Below are 14,829 nucleotides of genomic sequence, written 5' to 3' on the forward strand. Positions count from 1 at the left end.
CTTTTATTTCTCTATTTTATGTATTTTTTCCGAGCAAAGCCCGCGATTAATATCTTCTAATATCTCTTTATCTTCTTCGTTTAACTCAGCCATTTTAAGGAGGTCCGGCCTTCTCTGCAAAGTCCTCTTTATTGCTTCCCTTCTCCTCCACCGCGATATCTCCCTGTGGTTGCCGGAGAGCAAGACTTCAGGAACCTTCATTCCCATAAACTCAGGAGGTCTTGTATAGTGGGGATAATCGAGAAGCCCCCGGGCAAAAGACTCTTCCTTTGCAGATTCCTCATCGCCCAGTACACCCGGTACCAACCGGGCAATGCTGTCTATTATAACCAAAGCAGCCAGTTCTCCGCCAGTCATTACATAATCTCCAATGGAAATTTCTTCATCCACAAGGGATTCCCTGACCCTTTCATCTATACCCTCGTATCTGCCGCAGATAAAGAGAATTCTCCTCTTTTCCTTTGAGAGGTCTTCTGCCATCCCTTGATTGTATGCTTTGCCCTGCGGACTTAACATCACAGTCAATCTTTCCGTCCCATTTTTATAATCGGCTGCCTTTATCGCCTGAACTGCATTGTATATGGGCTCTATCTTCATCACCATACCAGGGCCGCCGCCGTATGGATAGTCATCAACCGTCCTGTGCTTATCTGTTGTGAAATCCCTGAGATTGTAAACCTTTACATCAAGCAGTTTTTTCTGCAATGCCCTTTTGAGAATGCTCTCACCGAGATAGGCATGAAATATCTCAGGAAAGATGGTGATTATGTCAAAACCGATATTCTTCATTCCTCTTCAGCTTCCATAAGCTTCACTATCATCTTCTTTGCCTCTAAATCTATCTCTCGAATAACATCCTTTATTGCAGGGATGAGGTATTCTCTTTCTTCTCCCCTCACAACGTATACGTCATTGCTTCCTGTCTCGAATATGGACATTATCTTTCCGAGATAGTCGCCATCGATTGTATAAACACTCAGTCCGATTATCTGGTAGTGATAATAAACACCGTCAGCCAATTTCGGACTTTCTGATTCTTTGATCTTTATCAATGCACCGCGGTATCTTCTGGCGTCCTCCGGTGTTTCGCACCCCTCAAAACCTATCAGGAGGTTGTTCCGATGGGGTCTTACAGACTTTAATTTTTTATGCTCGATTCTATCCTGAACCTGAACAGCTACTTCCTTGAGTTTTGAAAATCTTTCGGGATCGAAGGTCAACGGCAGCACTATCACCTCTCCCTTCAAGCCCCACTCTCTCAGTACCCGCCCGATTGTAACAAAGGATTCGTCTTCCTTGCTCATATTAACGATGATTTGAAGGCGCTGACTTGAAGCAAAATTACTGGTGACTTCAAATCTAATTACTTAACATCAGAAAAACAAAGGGCGTTCCGAAAAACGCCCTTTCGAAAATTTTTATTTTGCCTGCTTTTATTCCAATATCTCAAGTACACAGCGCTTGCCAACCTTTGTGCCTGCAGCGCCGAGTATGGTCCTCATTGCACGGGCAGTTTTCCCCTCCTTGCCGATAACCTTTCCGAGGTCGCCCTGAGATACCCTGAGCTCGTAAACCGTTGTCCTCTCCCCTTCAACCTCGGTAACCTTCACATCATCAGGCCTATCAACAAGTGACTTAGCCATCGCCTCGATCAATGCCTTCATCTTTCCACCTCCATAGGGTTTAGAATTTAGGATTGTGGTTTGGAAAGCTACTGCGTTCCTGCCTTTTGCAGAAGCTTCTTAACAGTGTCTGTAGGCTGCGCACCACGCTCAATCCAGTATTTCGCCCTTTCTGAATCGACCTTTATCTCAGATGGTTCCTTCTTGGGGTCGTATGTTCCTATAATCTCTATGAACGGGCCATCCCTCCGTGCCCGTGAATCCGCCACAATAATCCTGTAAAACGGCTTCTTGTGGGCGCCCATTCGTGTCAATCTAATCTTTACCAAACAATCACCTCCTACGATAAATTCCAAAGGAGTTAAATTTTAATATATTTGCAGCAAATTAGGCAATAGGCCATAGGCAACAGGAGAAAAGATATTGCCTGATTTAAAACGGCATGATCTTCGGAAGCCTGAGCCCCTTCTTGCCCATTCCGCCCTTAAACATCTTCATCATCTTCTTCATTTCCAGATACTGCTTAATAAGCCTGTTCACATCGGTTACTGTTGTGCCGCTTCCAATAGCGATCCTCTTACGTCTGCTGCCGTTTATTATGTTGTGGTTCCTTCTCTCATCTTTTGTCATTGAGTTGATAATGGCCTCTATCTTCACAAACTCCTTCTCATCCACCTTTATGTCTTTCATTGCCTTGCCCATGCCGGGTATCATGCCGAGGAGATTTTCAAGCGGGCCCATACTTCTGAGCTTCTTCAACTGATCCCTTAGATCCTCGAAGGTGAAGCTCTCCTCCATTATCCTCTTATGGAGCTTTTCCGCCTCTTTCTGGTCAAAAGACTTCTGCGCCTGCTCGATTAAGGTGAGAACATCGCCCATGCCCAGTATCCTGTTGGCAATCCTGTCGGGATAGAAGGGCTCCAGCATGTCTATCTTTTCGCCGATTCCTATGAATTTTATGGGCTTGCCTGTAACATCCCTTATTGAAAGGGCAGCGCCGCCCCTTGCATCTCCGTCCATCTTTGTGAGGATAATACCGTCAAGACCTATCTGCTCATTAAAGCTCTTTGCCATATTAACCGCATCCTGACCTGTCATGGCATCGGCAACGAGCAGGACTTCCCTGGGATTTACCTTTGTCTTTACGGCCAAAAGCTCGTTCATCAGTTCTTCGTCAATATGGAGTCTTCCGGCAGTATCGATAATTACTATGTCCCTGCCTTCCATCCTTGCCTGCTTCACAGCGTTCTCGCAGAGTGCAACAGGGTCCTGCGTCTCTTTTGAATAAAAAACAGGTATGTCTATCTGTTTGCCGAGGGTTATGAGCTGGTCGATTGCGGCAGGCCTTTTGAGGTCTGCTGCCACGAGCATCGGCCTTCTGCCCTCTTTTTTGAAAAATCTTGCCAGCTTTGAAGATGTGGTGGTCTTGCCCGATCCCTGAAGACCGACCATCATTATGACCGTGGGAGGATTCGGCGCAAGCTGTATCCTCTGGTTTGTAGTGCCAAGAAGTTCGCACAGCTCATCATGCACTATCTTTACAACCTGCTGTCCCGGGGAAAGGCTCTCCAGAACTTCTTTGCCCACTGCCCTTTCCCTGACACGCTGGACAAAGTCCTTTACAACCTTGAAGTTTACGTCAGCCTCGAGGAGGGCAAGCCTTATCTCCTTAAGGGCAACATCCACATCATCTTCCTTAAGCAGTCCCCTGCCCTTTAATTTTTTAAATATGGAATCCAGTTTATCGCTTAAACTCTCAAACATTACTCTATTCCATTACTCCTTAGCCCTGTAAAAGCGCATCTATTTTTGCCTTAAGCTGGGACTTTGGAACTGCTCCGACAATCTGGTCCACCTTCTGCCCGTCTTTAAAGAACATAATGGTCGGTATACCCATTATCTTGTATTTGCTCGCAATATCGGGATTTTCATCCGTATTCAGCTTTCCGACCTTTACCTTGCCCGCATACTCCTTTGACAGTTCCTCAACTGTCGGTGCAATCATTCTGCAGGGTCCGCACCATGCTGCCCAGAAATCTACCATAACCAGACCATTGGCCTGTAAAACCTCCTTATCCCACGCAGCAGTCGTAAGCTCAACAATGCCTTCTGCCATAAAATCCTCCTATTTTAGTTAATGAGTTAATGCGTTAATGAGTGCATGAGTTACTCATCTACCCATTTACCCATCCACTCATTTACTCATTCACCCATGTACGATTCACCAATTATATTTTCTATGTAAATATTTTGTCAATTTAGGTGTTGAAAAAGATCACGCTTACGAATATATTAGAATATGGCCACATTATGCAAATACAAAGTCCTTATAGTCGATGACAAGCCCATGACGAGAGATCTCGTCTCCTCCATACTATCCTCAAAAGGTCATACATGCGTAACAGCATCAGACGGAGTCGAAGCGCTGGATAAAGCCAGCACAGAAAAGTTCGATGCTGTAATCACCGACATAGTCATGCCCAATATGGACGGCATCACACTCACCAGAGAACTATCGAAGAATGACCCTTCCCTTCCGGTTATGGTTATAACAGGGTTCACCGATGAGCATTACTATGAGGAGTCCATAAATGCAGGAGCCACCGACTTTATAAACAAACCCTTTTCCATCGCCGAGATCACTGCACGGTTTCAGAGAATGATAAGCGACCGTGAAATCCTCTGTCAGATAAAGGCACACGAACAAGAGATAGAAAAAATAGGCTCCGAGATGATAGCAGGCATTCAGCACGACTCCATGGAAAGGATCTCAGCCCTTAAGAGAGAGATCGAAGAGCTTAAAAGGGGAATGAGAAGTCCCTGAGCAAATGTTCTCTCTGATTCGCTTTTACAGATTATTTACAAGGACTTTTTATAAGATAAAGTATGACCTAAGTCACAGAAATGTTTATACCCTCGCATGTAATATGAACGGATAACAATCCCTATGAAAAGATGGAAAATAAAATTTAATCTTAGTTACAAAATCGGCCTTCTCATAATCACTGCCGTCCTTATTACAAGCCTCACACTCAATTTCATATTCAGAGACCATTATAAAAAGGATGAAATCGAACACATCGAAAAACATGTCATGGCGATGTCAAGGCTCGAAGCCCCACACTTTGCCCATCATATCCTGAAAAACGAACTCCAGATAATGCATAAACGTATAATAGATTACACTTCTGCCGTCAAATATCTATCAGATATTCAGATATACGACAACGAAGGATATTTGATTGTGGATAAAAACGGCTTAAAAAGGGAATTGCCCTCCGACAAAAAGATAAAAGAGGCAATACAGTCAAAATCCATGCTGCATCTGTGGGATGGCTATAAGTTCATGCATTTCGAGCCAATATTGGAAAACAAGGAAGTAGTCGGTTTTTTGTACATGGGATATAATGCCGATTATCTGCCGCAGTATATTGCAAAGAGGCGAAACCTCTTCATGACTCTGACCGGCATCATGGCGCTGGTCTTTATCGCAATTGGAATAACTCTGTCGAGAAACCTCACAAAACCATTAACAGCCATCACTGATGCGACAAAGAGGATTGCTGACGGCGATCTCTCCGTGTCTGTGCCTGTGAAATCAAAGGATGAATTAGGAATTCTTGCTGAGAACTTTAATTACATGGTGGAAAACCTTAAATCAGCAAAGGCAGAGATGGAAAACTACACAAAAAACCTCGAACATGTCGTAAACCTCAGGACAGAAAGGCTGAACAATGCCCTTGCAGAACTACAGCAGGAAAAAGGGTTCATGGAGAAACTCTTATCCACCATTGGAGCGACAATAGCAGTGCTTGACAGAGATGGGAAATTCGTAAAGGTAAACAGGGCATGGGAAGACATGAGGGGATATGTGGAAGACGAGGTCAAGGGGAAATATGTGTGGGACTTTATGCCGCCGGATTCTGCCCATCTGGCAAAAATGATGTTTGAGGAGATGCTCGTATATAAAGCTCCAACAACCTTTAAAATAAAACTATTGACAAAGGACGGCAGAGAGAAAATCGCTATAGCAAATAATGTAGTCATTACAGATGGAAACGGTGAAGTTAAATATGTCATTGCAACAGGCATCGATATTACGGAAAAAGAGATCCTCGAAAAACACCTCATGGAGTCGCAGAGGCTCCAGTCAATAGCCACCCTCGTGACAGGACTCTCCCACAATCTTAACAACATCCTTGTGGGAGTCGTAGGATATGCAGGGCTGCTGAGGATAAAGTTATCCTCCATAGACCACGAGGATATAAACGAATTATTAAAATATGTGGACACTATCGAAGGCTCTGCAAACAAGGCCTCGGAGCTCATAAGGCATCTTGCCACATTCTCGAAAAAGGCGGAATTCAGGACAGAGGAGATAAACATTAACGATATTGTCACAGATATGATTAACATGACAAAACCTATATTCACAAAATTCATTTCTATAGAGTCGCAGCTTCAGGATGACCTCTATAGGGTCATTGCCGACAAAGGTAAGATCCATCAGTCCATCCTGAATATCTGCCTGAATGCACGGGATGCCATGCCCGAAGGCGGCACGTTAAAGATAGAAACATTTAATAAGGATATTGTGAAGCCAGAGCACGTATTACAGCATCCCGGCAAATATGTTGTAATCAGGATAAGCGACACAGGGCAGGGAATGGATGAAGCGACGAAGAACAGGATATTCGAGCCATTCTTTACGACAAAGGGGCTTCTCCATCACACAGGTCTTGGACTTTCCATAGCATACAATACCATTAAAAACCACAGCGGCTACATTACAGTGGAAAGCGAAGTCGGCAAGGGGACTACGTTTACAATATTCCTGCCGGTGAAATAAAATATTGCATGGTTAGAATCGTTACACAGATACTCATAGGGCTGATGCTGTTATTCGGGACAGTCACCCTCACCCCAAAGATGTTATTTCACTTCAAGAATAAAAATATGCCGAGGGCGCTATACTTTCTGCTCGTCTGGCTCACATCCCTATTCTTTTCGATAGCGGCATTTTATTATGCATATGCAGGATTGACGGAATAAGACACGTGACAGGCAGGTGTTAGCCCTGCTGCTGTTGTTGTTGCTGCTGCTGCCTGTATAGAATCATGTATTCCTTTTCGAGGTCCTCGTACTGTTTCTGCATATCTTCAAACACTTTGGTCTTTTCCTGTAATTTATCCTCAAGCTCCTTTAGCCTTGTGGTTAACTCCTCTTTTTCATGCATTATCTCGCCTAATTTTTCATCATACAGGCCTTCATCTATTACCTCGCTCTTCTCGGCCTCCTCCCATACCTGCTTTAATTCGTCTTCCCATAGCCTGAATTTCTCGGCAAGGGATTCGTTCTCTTTTCCGAGTATTTCTATATAAGAGCTCAGTTCATTATTATTATTCTCAAACGCCTCTAGGGCTTCTGCAAGCACCTTGTTTTCCGCAGATTCTCCCAGCAGTTTAACAAACCTGTCTTTCAAACCCTGATATCCATCCTGAACAACATTAAGCTTCCGCTGGGCGCCTTCGAGTATGTCTTTGTAGCACATCAGGTCAATGATCTTGCCCTTCTGGAAATTTATTATGCGCTGCAGCTTATTGATCTTGCCTATCAGAGAACTCTCATCTGCGGTCTCGTCCACAGCCGCAGGAGGCTGCGGCACTTCAAACATCTCCGCTGCTACAGGCTGTTCTTCAGGCATTTTCAGCGGCACTTCCTTCACTTCTTGTACTTCTTGTACCGGCTGAGGCCCTGCCTTCTGGATATCCTGTCCTTCCATGCTGCTTCTCATATCTGACAGTTCTTTGAGGGCCTTCTGGTACAGTCTTTTATGCTTCCTGTTTCTTGCAAAGAGATACATTGCTGTTATCAGCAGTACTAACGAAACCTCGCCGAGCAGCAAAAGATAGAGGGCATCGATAGTTATCGTCATTTTTTACTTCCTTTCTTTTTCACTCCCGTCCTGGATTTTGCAGCTACCTTTCTCACAAGGAGAATTATAACAACTGCACTTGCCAGTGACAAATTTATAATACCGAATTTCATGAGCACAACACCCCATGACGAATCCTTCTTTTTTATCTCTTTGCCCGCAGGCGCTTTTTTCTCGATCTTCTGCAGAGGGGCTTCCGCTGCCTTGAATTGCAAAACCTTCTCCCTCTTGAATGTCTTGCCTTCTGCAACTATTTTGATGCTATACTCGCCGGCAGCATTGACTGCAAATATAGCGGAGTATTTTCCATCGCCCTGCTTGTCGTCACCGGACTTCCCGCTATCCAGAAGATCGAGTTTTGTAGCCTTGCCGTCAGGGGCAGTGGCTTCGGCAGAGAATAACACCTGCTCAAGGAAATCCTTTTCCGTGATGGCGACCCCTTCTCTTTGCAGCCAGGCATCAATTTTTATGGAGTCGCCTTTATTTACAAAGCCCTTATCAAAGGACGTCTTAAGACCGAGGTCCGTTATGACAAATACCTTATTGCCTTCCTTTGTGCTCAGCTTTACCTTCCATTTGCCCACAGCAGGCTCTTTAATGGTAATCATATCGAATACCTTTGTCTCATACCACTGGATGTTCTTGCCGTACTTCGTCGGCGTATGTTTCCCCTTTGTCGGATCTATGAGTGTAGTGGATGTACCCGGCTGCTTGCTGATGAGCAGTATTGCCTCGCTTATGTCCTTGTCGATATTGAAGGTATCGTCTTCCAATGGTATTGTATCCGGGGACTTAATCTTTTCGAATATGGATGCAAAAATAACATGGAAGTCTTTATCGGCCTTTGCGAGCCTGAAAAAGCCTCCTGTTGCCTTTGCCATGTCTTCAAGGAGCTTCATGTCAGACATCTCTGTAAAGGCTATGGAATAAAGCCTTATGCCGGACTTTGCCACTTCGGGCAGCAGCCCTGTCAATTCTGCAAAGGCTGCTTCGTCCTTTTCCTTTGAGCCCAGAGCGAGCTTTCCGTCGGACATGAGAATAAGAACTCTGTTCTTCCTGCTGGATGCTTTAAGTCCATCGAATCCCTTCTTTACAGCATCGGTGATGTTTGTGGAAAATTCCTTTGATGTTATTTTGTTGATGGCGCCGAAAAGCCTTTCACGGTTCTTCTTTGTATTTTCGGTAAGAGGAGCCAATACCTTTGCAGAATCTCCAAAGCTTATAATACCTATGCGGTCATCCTCTCCAAGAAGAGATATAAAAAGTCTCGCCGCCGGCTTCCTGTAACTTTCCGGGTCTGTTTTTTTCATGCTCCCCGAACAGTCCATTAAGATCACTATGTCATATCCTTCACTACCACCCCGAAAAGTCGCAGACTTTTCGGGGACCCCGTTTTTTGCCTGTTGAGTCTGAACGGGAGGGGTGGAAACTTTATCTACGGCAAATGCTGCAGGCAATAGGAATGAAAATAGAAAAGCAAAGATTAATGCATTTATTTTTTTCATATCAATTTTTATCGGAATTTTTATAAAGAACTATAGCATAAAATGGGCCGACAGAAAAGCTCTGGCGGAGGGGGAGGGATTCGAACCCTCGGTGGAGTTGCCCCCACAACGATTTTCGAGACCGTCCCATTCAACCACTCTGGCACCCCTCCAAAAACGCCAGCCCTCGGCAAACAGTAATCAGCTATTAGTTTAAATCAAAACAATACAAATAAGGAATACCATATTCAAGTCATGTCTTTATAAAGGCAAAGCAGGCATGGCTGAAAAGCATTTATCAGCGATACATCATTGATAAAGGCTTTGCCCATATTATTCATAAATTACAATAGCCAAAGCGGAAGACAAAGTATTGGAGCGACTTAGACAGCCCAAGCGTAACCATGGATGGTGGAGCGGGCTGTCTTTGCTTCGGAGGAAGGCTGAATGCCTTCCGAGAATGAAGCGGAAATACTTTGTCTTCCAGCATAACAAAGTTTATGAATAATCTGGCTTTGAAGCCGTGCCTGCTTTGACATGATTATCTGCATCCTTTGAAAAACTTCTTTAAGAGCGCAGCGCACTCCTCTTCCAACACACCAGCCACAACTTCCACCTGATGGTTCAACCTTTTGTCCGAAAGAAGCTGATAAAGGCTCTGCACCGCTCCGGCCCTTGTGTCCCCGCAGCCATACACGAGCCTTCCCAATCGGGCATTCACCATAGCGCCTGCACACATTATGCAAGGCTCTTTCGTCACATAAAGGGCTGCACCAGTCAGTCTCCAGTTTTTAATCTTCTGTGCGGCTTCTCTCAAGACGATTACTTCTGCATGGGCAGTCGGGTCAAAAGCCGATTCCCTTTTGTTGTGGGCACGTGCAATTATTTCACCTTTTATGACAAGGACGGCGCCGACAGGGACTTCATCTTCATTAAATGCCTTTTCTGCCTCCTTCAAGGCAAACCTCATGAAATCAATATCTGAAGCCATTTTGTCAGTTAACTCTCCACTTCCAGTTCCGCTAACTCCACACCATTGCCGGCTTTTATTATAACCGAATCACTTCCGCAGCATGGACATTGAAAGATGAAGTCTCTATCCACGCTGAACTCGCCATTACAGGTCTTACAGCATCCGGTTGTAGGTATTTCTTCGATTATCAGGGATGCTTCGCTTGCAATGCTTCCTGTCTTTAGTGCGTCAAAAACAAAAATTAAGGCCTCGGTTGATACTGCCGAGGCCTTTCCAATCTTCACTTTTATATTTTTTATCTGGCCGAAACCGTTATCTCTACATTTCCATATGGCTGTTTCAAGAATGCTTTCGGCAATGTAAACTTCGTGCATTTCCTACTTATGCACTTCCTTCTCGTAAGCCTCTTTACCTGCCTCAAATGCTGCCGTTAAAGCAGATTTTTTCTCTTCGACAAGATGTTTGCCTTTTTCCACTGTTGAAACAACCTTTTCCTTGGTCTGACCGACATATTCGGTTACCTTCTCCCTTACATCATCTGTAAATTCCCGGATTCTTTTCCTTGTTTCCACACCAGACTGCGGCGCAAGAAGCAGCGCCAGGCCAGCGCCCACCATACCGCCCAAAAGAAATGACAGCAATACAGAACCCGCACTGAAACCGCCTTCTTCGTGTCTCATGTTGTCCTCCTTTCTTTAGTAAATGAGTTAATGGGTGAATGGGTTAATGAGTGAAACATTACTCATAACTCCTCTACCCATTTACTCATTTGCTCATTAACTCTTTAATTAGAACATTCAGGGCTGTTTTAATGCCCGCCTTTACACCCAGAACCCTTAATGACATCCCTTCTCTTACATCATGTACAATACTGCTGAGCGCCCTGAGATTATCCACAATTTCATACAGTGCCCCTGAAAAATTCCTTGCATTCTCTGTAACTGTTCCCACATCATCGCTCACCTTTCTGAGGCTTTTTAGGGTCTGTTCCGTCTCCTCAAGTACAGGATTAATCCTTTCCTCGGTATTTTTCAGAAATTCTTTGAATGTCTGTGCCGCCCTCCTTATCTCCAGAGAGGCATAGATAAGAAAACCGATGGCAGCGATAAAGCCGAGCGTCATTATGAAAAAGCCTACGCTCATAATCAGTATCCATGACTGGCTGTTCATCCTGCCTCCTTTTTAAGAAAAGTATATCATAATTTAGCCCTGATTGAAAATTACATGCAGCAAGTTGCATGTAATTTTAATGCAAGGAATTATTGTTTTTACTATTCGCTCGCTAAACCGCACAAGCTGCGGGTAAGCTCGCTATCCATTTAATATGTCTACGAATAATCTCACCAGCGTAGGGTCAAACTGAATTCCGGCTCCGGATTTAAGTTCCCCTATGGCTGTCTCGCGGGTCATTGCGGCCCTATAAGGTCTGTCTGCTGTTATGGCATCATATACATCAGCCACGGCCAAAATACGCGCCTCGAGCGGGATATCATCACCTGCAAGGCCGTCAGGGTATCCTGAGCCGTCATATCGTTCATGGTGATGCTTCATAATCGGTATTATACCCCTGAGCGATTTCAGGGGCATAAGAATTTCAGCCCCCTGCGATGGATGTTTGTAGATCAACTCAACTTCTTCCGATGTCAGATCGCCTGGCTTATCAAGTATTGCCTCGTATGTACCTATCTTTCCGATATCGTGCAGTATTGCTGCCAACTGGAGCTTCTCAAGGGTGTCCTTTTTAAGTCCAACCCTGCTTCCGAGTTTCATGGCATAGTCTGCTACACGCAGGGAATGTCCCTTTGTCCATCTGGACTTTGCATCGATAGCCGATACAAGGGAAGTAACAGTACCTAAAAATATTTCCTCTATATCCTCCATTAACCGTGCATTCTCCAGGGCTATGCTTACCTGCGTGGCGATCTTTTCTGCAGCTTTTATGTGATCGCTGGTAAACCATGCAGGCCTTACGCTGGACAATATAAGCACTCCCAGAAAATTCGACTTAACGCTTAAAGGCGCACAGAAATAAGAAAAGACATTTTTCTCCGAAGCCCACTCTGCCTGCCCCGGATATGCCTGAAAGTCAAGGGTTATATCATGCTGGTAGAACGGCCTGCCGCTCTTCAGAGACGAATAAAAAGGACTGTCGTCTTTTCCAATCTCCTTCTCTTTATCGATGCCCGTACCCCATGACGTGCCGACATGGAAAACATTTCTGTCGCTGTCAAAAAGGGCGACTGTGGCGCCATCGCAAGGAATTATCCTCCTTATCATCTGAACAACTGTTTCTACTATTTCATCGGTCTTAAGATTAGACAATATCTCCTTGCCTATTTCATACATCAGGTGGAGGGTCTCTATTTCGTGAACCAGCCCTACGCGACTCTCCAATCCCTCCATATGCAGCATCTGGTTTTCTGTCCCGATGGAAGCATATCGGGATATTGCATCTATCAATTTGACATCAGCATCATCGAAATCATCCGCTTCCGCTATCAAAATGCCATTGCCCTCTCCCCTGTAGATTAAGGGGCATACAATGGCCTTTGCCTGCACCGATGATACACCGAGTTCCTTGGGTATGCCGCAGACTGTTACAGTGTCTTTATTTTTCAAGATTTGCCTGATAAACGATGCGCCATCGCCGGTACACCTTGCATTCATGAATTCGAGAACCCTGTCCCTTCCAGTTTCGGATATTCCGACTATTTTAAATTCGCTATGCTCCCCTTTCATGATAATTATGCATCTATGGAAGCCCTGAAAGGATGTAATCATATTGGCAATGGCGTTGCACATCTCGTCCATGCCCTTTGAATCGGCAAAGATCTCGGACATTCTGAAAAACGCCTCGTGTATTTTTTTATTTCCCATCTTTTCCACCGTGTATATATCTGGAAAATGTCTTGTCCGCCTGTATGATGTCCATAACTTCCACAATATATATCAACAAGATCGCTCTCAGACAATGAGAGGATATTCCATCCGGCCTCGTCGAGCATGGGAACAAATAGGTCTCCGCTGTAAGAAACCCCTATACCTTTTACAATGATATCGGAAAGATGCACAATGGCCGTCTCCCGTGCATGTCCACCGCACATACCAGGCTTATGGTGGTATGCAATGATATCCTTTATTATCCCCGGCAGGTTCCATGTCTCGGCAAGCCATAATCCGGCATCGTCATGGGTAATATTTTAATAACTGCTTTCTCAGCATCCAGCGTGGTTATCCCGCTATTCTTTACCGCTGCCTCTATCTCCTTTGACTCCTCCGGCAGTTGTTTTTTCATCAAGACCTTGCCTATATCGTGGAGCAGCGCCCCTGTCATTATTTCCTCGATGGTTATAAGGTTAAATCTCTTTGCTAAAAAACCGGCGACAGTGGAGCAACAGTACGAATGATCCCATAGCCCCGGAAGCGTCTTGTCCGCAACATCAAAAAGCGATGTGCTTAATATTATGCCTCTGATGAGGTTTGAACCGAGCAGTATTACGGCCCTCCTGATGGTTGCCACGTCGCTGTAAAGCCCGTAGAAGGGAGAATTAACCAGTTTCAATACCTTGCTGGATAACACCTGATCCTTCTCGATATGTTTGCTCACATCGTCGACAGAGTAGTTTATATCCTCCGTTATTTTCAGTATCCTGCTGTGAATTGCAGGAATGGTGGGAAGGTCTTTTATGTTAAAGAGTCTATCGTTAATTGATGAATGTGTGTTAGTCCGCATACCGACCGTATTACTTTTTTTGATTATATCCCAGCTATATTGCCGAGTTAGTCCGCATACCGACCGTATTCAAAACAGGAGTTCCTTTATGATGTCCTTTATTTTTAAGACCATCGGGTGTGAGCCTGCGGTACTGAACCGCCTGTCTATCTCCTTAAAAGAGCTTTCAGCCGCACCGGTTTCCCTCTTTACCGGGCATCCTTCCACAACCACCTTCTTTATGTCCCTGTTATTCAATATGATAATATGCCTTTCGGTAAGTTCCACTCCCTTAAGAAACAGGATATTGCCGTCTTTGTCTTTTACTGTTGCAGCAAGTACCATGGAGGGCTTTACCTCATCTATATCCAATTTCTGCATATAAGACCTTCCCATTAAAAATAATTATAAATTTTACCATTCTTAACAAAAAGCAATAAAAAATATGCAGGCAAATGAGTGGATGGGTAAATGGGTGAATGAGAAAATATTTTTAACTCGTAGACCTATATACTCATTTACTCATTTACTCATTTACTCAGGCGTGTCATCTTATATACATGGAGGATTCTCTGGATTGCAGTGGCATGGCTGAAGAAAAACAGAGCGACAATTACCGGGAATAACCATCCTGCTATACAGCCGAAGGCTAAGAGCACCACCCTTTCAGGCCTTTCCATGAGCCCGGTGGTGCATTCAACCCCAATGCCTTCTGCCCTTGCCCTTACATAGCTTATGAGCAATGCCCCCACGAGGCTGCCCGCAGTAAATATCACGCCTGCAAGATCGTCCATATCGAAAAAGTACCATGCAACAGCAATAAAAATAAAGGAATCGGAGTATCTATCGAGGGTTGAGTCTAAAAGCGCACCGAATTTGGTGCTCTTTCCGTTTGTGCGGGCAACGATGCCGTCGAGCATGTCAAAAAAGCCGCCGAGGAGTATTAAAAGCCCGCCGGTCAGAGGGTTAAATGGTATGCTGACGGCAGCGGCTGCTGTAATCAGGAAACCGAGTATGGTAAGGATATTTGGACTTATGGATATTTTCTTTGCTATAGGTGCAAGGGGTTTATCGAGGAAATGCCCCAGTTTAGCACTTATCAC

At 44.6% G+C, this 14,829-nt stretch carries 19 protein-coding genes and 1 tRNA gene; 3 read left to right on the forward strand and 17 right to left on the reverse strand.

Going from position 1 to position 14,829, the window contains the following annotated elements; genetic code table 11:
• Positions 1 to 3: 3 nt before the first annotated feature.
• The 6 genes from trmD to trxA all read right to left on the reverse strand — a co-directional run bounded on the left by trmD (position 4) and on the right by trxA (position 3,738).
• A complete protein-coding gene (gene trmD / locus V7L97_RS00315; protein WP_333652121.1) occupies positions 4 to 789 on the reverse strand; it encodes a tRNA (guanosine(37)-N1)-methyltransferase TrmD in 786 nt (261 codons plus the stop codon).
• Complete coding sequence (gene rimM / locus V7L97_RS00320) at positions 786 to 1,304, reverse strand: ribosome maturation factor RimM (protein ID WP_333652123.1); 519 nt, start codon at positions 1,302 to 1,304, stop codon at positions 786 to 788. The genes trmD and rimM overlap by 4 nt, the downstream gene beginning before the upstream one ends.
• A gap of 129 nt (positions 1,305 to 1,433) precedes the next feature.
• Positions 1,434 to 1,664 carry a KH domain-containing protein gene (locus V7L97_RS00325; RefSeq protein WP_333652125.1) on the reverse strand — a complete coding sequence of 77 codons (231 nt, stop codon included), beginning with the start codon at positions 1,662 to 1,664 and terminating at the stop codon, positions 1,434 to 1,436.
• 47 nt (positions 1,665 to 1,711) lie between these two features.
• Positions 1,712 to 1,951, reverse strand: coding sequence for a 30S ribosomal protein S16 (gene rpsP / locus V7L97_RS00330; protein ID WP_333652128.1), 240 nt, complete (start codon positions 1,949 to 1,951; stop codon positions 1,712 to 1,714).
• Between the two features lie 103 nt (positions 1,952 to 2,054).
• Positions 2,055 to 3,386, reverse strand: coding sequence for a signal recognition particle protein (gene ffh, locus V7L97_RS00335; RefSeq protein ID WP_333652130.1), 1,332 nt, complete (start codon positions 3,384 to 3,386; stop codon positions 2,055 to 2,057).
• Positions 3,387 to 3,405: 19 nt separating this feature from the next.
• Positions 3,406 to 3,738, reverse strand: coding sequence for a thioredoxin (gene trxA, locus V7L97_RS00340; protein ID WP_333652132.1), 333 nt, complete (start codon positions 3,736 to 3,738; stop codon positions 3,406 to 3,408).
• Positions 3,739 to 3,921: 183 nt separating this feature from the next.
• Here trxA and V7L97_RS00345 point away from each other — a divergent pair, with 183 nt between their 5' ends.
• The 3 genes from V7L97_RS00345 (at position 3,922) to V7L97_RS00355 (ending at position 6,674) form a co-directional block, all read left to right on the forward strand.
• Positions 3,922 to 4,446, forward strand: coding sequence for a response regulator (locus V7L97_RS00345; protein WP_333652135.1), 525 nt, complete (start codon positions 3,922 to 3,924; stop codon positions 4,444 to 4,446).
• A gap of 123 nt (positions 4,447 to 4,569) precedes the next feature.
• Entirely contained in the window at positions 4,570 to 6,471 is a 1,902-nt protein-coding gene (locus V7L97_RS00350) for a PAS domain S-box protein (RefSeq protein WP_333652137.1), read from the forward strand.
• Positions 6,472 to 6,479: 8 nt separating this feature from the next.
• The gene (locus V7L97_RS00355; RefSeq protein WP_333652140.1) at positions 6,480 to 6,674 is read left to right on the forward strand and encodes a hypothetical protein; all 195 of its coding nucleotides are present in this window, start codon (positions 6,480 to 6,482) and stop codon (positions 6,672 to 6,674) included.
• 19 nt (positions 6,675 to 6,693) lie between these two features.
• On the opposite strand, the gene V7L97_RS00360 is transcribed toward V7L97_RS00355, so the two are convergent.
• From V7L97_RS00360 to V7L97_RS00410, 11 genes are all read right to left on the reverse strand, one after another.
• Positions 6,694 to 7,557 carry a hypothetical protein gene (locus V7L97_RS00360; protein WP_333652143.1) on the reverse strand — a complete coding sequence of 288 codons (864 nt, stop codon included), beginning with the start codon at positions 7,555 to 7,557 and terminating at the stop codon, positions 6,694 to 6,696.
• On the reverse strand, positions 7,554 to 9,062 hold the full coding sequence (locus V7L97_RS00365) for a VWA domain-containing protein (protein ID WP_333652145.1): 1,509 nt from the start codon (positions 9,060 to 9,062) through the stop codon (positions 7,554 to 7,556). Before V7L97_RS00365 ends, V7L97_RS00360 begins: the two co-directional genes overlap by 4 nt.
• Positions 9,063 to 9,124: 62 nt before the next feature.
• Positions 9,125 to 9,214: transfer RNA gene (locus V7L97_RS00370), tRNA-Ser, on the reverse strand.
• Positions 9,215 to 9,582: 368 nt separating this feature from the next.
• On the reverse strand, positions 9,583 to 10,032 hold the full coding sequence (gene tadA, locus V7L97_RS00375) for a tRNA adenosine(34) deaminase TadA (protein WP_333652147.1): 450 nt from the start codon (positions 10,030 to 10,032) through the stop codon (positions 9,583 to 9,585).
• A gap of 8 nt (positions 10,033 to 10,040) precedes the next feature.
• Positions 10,041 to 10,388 carry a hydrogenase maturation nickel metallochaperone HypA gene (hypA, locus tag V7L97_RS00380; protein ID WP_333652149.1) on the reverse strand — a complete coding sequence of 116 codons (348 nt, stop codon included), beginning with the start codon at positions 10,386 to 10,388 and terminating at the stop codon, positions 10,041 to 10,043.
• 3 nt (positions 10,389 to 10,391) lie between these two features.
• Positions 10,392 to 10,694: a YtxH domain-containing protein gene (locus V7L97_RS00385; RefSeq protein ID WP_333652151.1), complete on the reverse strand. Its 303-nt coding sequence runs from the start codon at positions 10,692 to 10,694 to the stop codon at positions 10,392 to 10,394.
• A gap of 85 nt (positions 10,695 to 10,779) precedes the next feature.
• The gene (locus V7L97_RS00390; RefSeq protein ID WP_333652154.1) at positions 10,780 to 11,184 is read right to left on the reverse strand and encodes a DUF948 domain-containing protein; all 405 of its coding nucleotides are present in this window, start codon (positions 11,182 to 11,184) and stop codon (positions 10,780 to 10,782) included.
• A 141-nt stretch (positions 11,185 to 11,325) separates the two neighbouring features.
• The gene (locus V7L97_RS00395; protein WP_333652156.1) at positions 11,326 to 12,891 is read right to left on the reverse strand and encodes an HD domain-containing phosphohydrolase; all 1,566 of its coding nucleotides are present in this window, start codon (positions 12,889 to 12,891) and stop codon (positions 11,326 to 11,328) included.
• 262 nt (positions 12,892 to 13,153) lie between these two features.
• Positions 13,154 to 13,747 carry an HDOD domain-containing protein gene (locus V7L97_RS00400; RefSeq protein ID WP_333652158.1) on the reverse strand — a complete coding sequence of 198 codons (594 nt, stop codon included), beginning with the start codon at positions 13,745 to 13,747 and terminating at the stop codon, positions 13,154 to 13,156.
• Between the two features lie 69 nt (positions 13,748 to 13,816).
• Complete coding sequence (locus V7L97_RS00405) at positions 13,817 to 14,107, reverse strand: hypothetical protein (protein WP_333652161.1); 291 nt, start codon at positions 14,105 to 14,107, stop codon at positions 13,817 to 13,819.
• Between the two features lie 149 nt (positions 14,108 to 14,256).
• Complete coding sequence (locus tag V7L97_RS00410; protein ID WP_333652163.1) at positions 14,257 to 14,829, reverse strand: CDP-alcohol phosphatidyltransferase family protein; 573 nt, start codon at positions 14,827 to 14,829, stop codon at positions 14,257 to 14,259.

Source organism: Dissulfurispira sp. (genome assembly GCF_036745535.1).
GTDB lineage: Bacteria > Nitrospirota > Thermodesulfovibrionia > Thermodesulfovibrionales > Dissulfurispiraceae > Dissulfurispira.

Coding starts and splice junctions, on each gene's coding strand:
- trmD (WP_333652121.1), bottom strand. CDS start 789: ATGAAGAATATCGGTTTTGACATAATCACCATCTTTCCTGAGATATTT.
- rimM (WP_333652123.1), bottom strand. CDS start 1,304: ATGAGCAAGGAAGACGAATCCTTTGTTACAATCGGGCGGGTACTGAGA.
- V7L97_RS00325 (WP_333652125.1), bottom strand. CDS start 1,664: ATGAAGGCATTGATCGAGGCGATGGCTAAGTCACTTGTTGATAGGCCT.
- ffh (WP_333652130.1), bottom strand. CDS start 3,386: ATGTTTGAGAGTTTAAGCGATAAACTGGATTCCATATTTAAAAAATTA.
- trxA (WP_333652132.1), bottom strand. CDS start 3,738: ATGGCAGAAGGCATTGTTGAGCTTACGACTGCTGCGTGGGATAAGGAG.
- V7L97_RS00345 (WP_333652135.1), top strand. CDS start 3,922: ATGGCCACATTATGCAAATACAAAGTCCTTATAGTCGATGACAAGCCC.
- V7L97_RS00350 (WP_333652137.1), top strand. CDS start 4,570: ATGAAAAGATGGAAAATAAAATTTAATCTTAGTTACAAAATCGGCCTT.
- V7L97_RS00355 (WP_333652140.1), top strand. CDS start 6,480: ATGGTTAGAATCGTTACACAGATACTCATAGGGCTGATGCTGTTATTC.
- V7L97_RS00360 (WP_333652143.1), bottom strand. CDS start 7,557: ATGACGATAACTATCGATGCCCTCTATCTTTTGCTGCTCGGCGAGGTT.
- V7L97_RS00365 (WP_333652145.1), bottom strand. CDS start 9,062: ATGAAAAAAATAAATGCATTAATCTTTGCTTTTCTATTTTCATTCCTA.
- tadA (WP_333652147.1), bottom strand. CDS start 10,032: ATGGCTTCAGATATTGATTTCATGAGGTTTGCCTTGAAGGAGGCAGAA.
- hypA (WP_333652149.1), bottom strand. CDS start 10,388: ATGCACGAAGTTTACATTGCCGAAAGCATTCTTGAAACAGCCATATGG.
- V7L97_RS00385 (WP_333652151.1), bottom strand. CDS start 10,694: ATGAGACACGAAGAAGGCGGTTTCAGTGCGGGTTCTGTATTGCTGTCA.
- V7L97_RS00390 (WP_333652154.1), bottom strand. CDS start 11,184: ATGAACAGCCAGTCATGGATACTGATTATGAGCGTAGGCTTTTTCATA.
- V7L97_RS00395 (WP_333652156.1), bottom strand. CDS start 12,891: ATGGGAAATAAAAAAATACACGAGGCGTTTTTCAGAATGTCCGAGATC.
- V7L97_RS00400 (WP_333652158.1), bottom strand. CDS start 13,747: ATGCGGACTAACACACATTCATCAATTAACGATAGACTCTTTAACATA.
- V7L97_RS00405 (WP_333652161.1), bottom strand. CDS start 14,107: ATGCAGAAATTGGATATAGATGAGGTAAAGCCCTCCATGGTACTTGCT.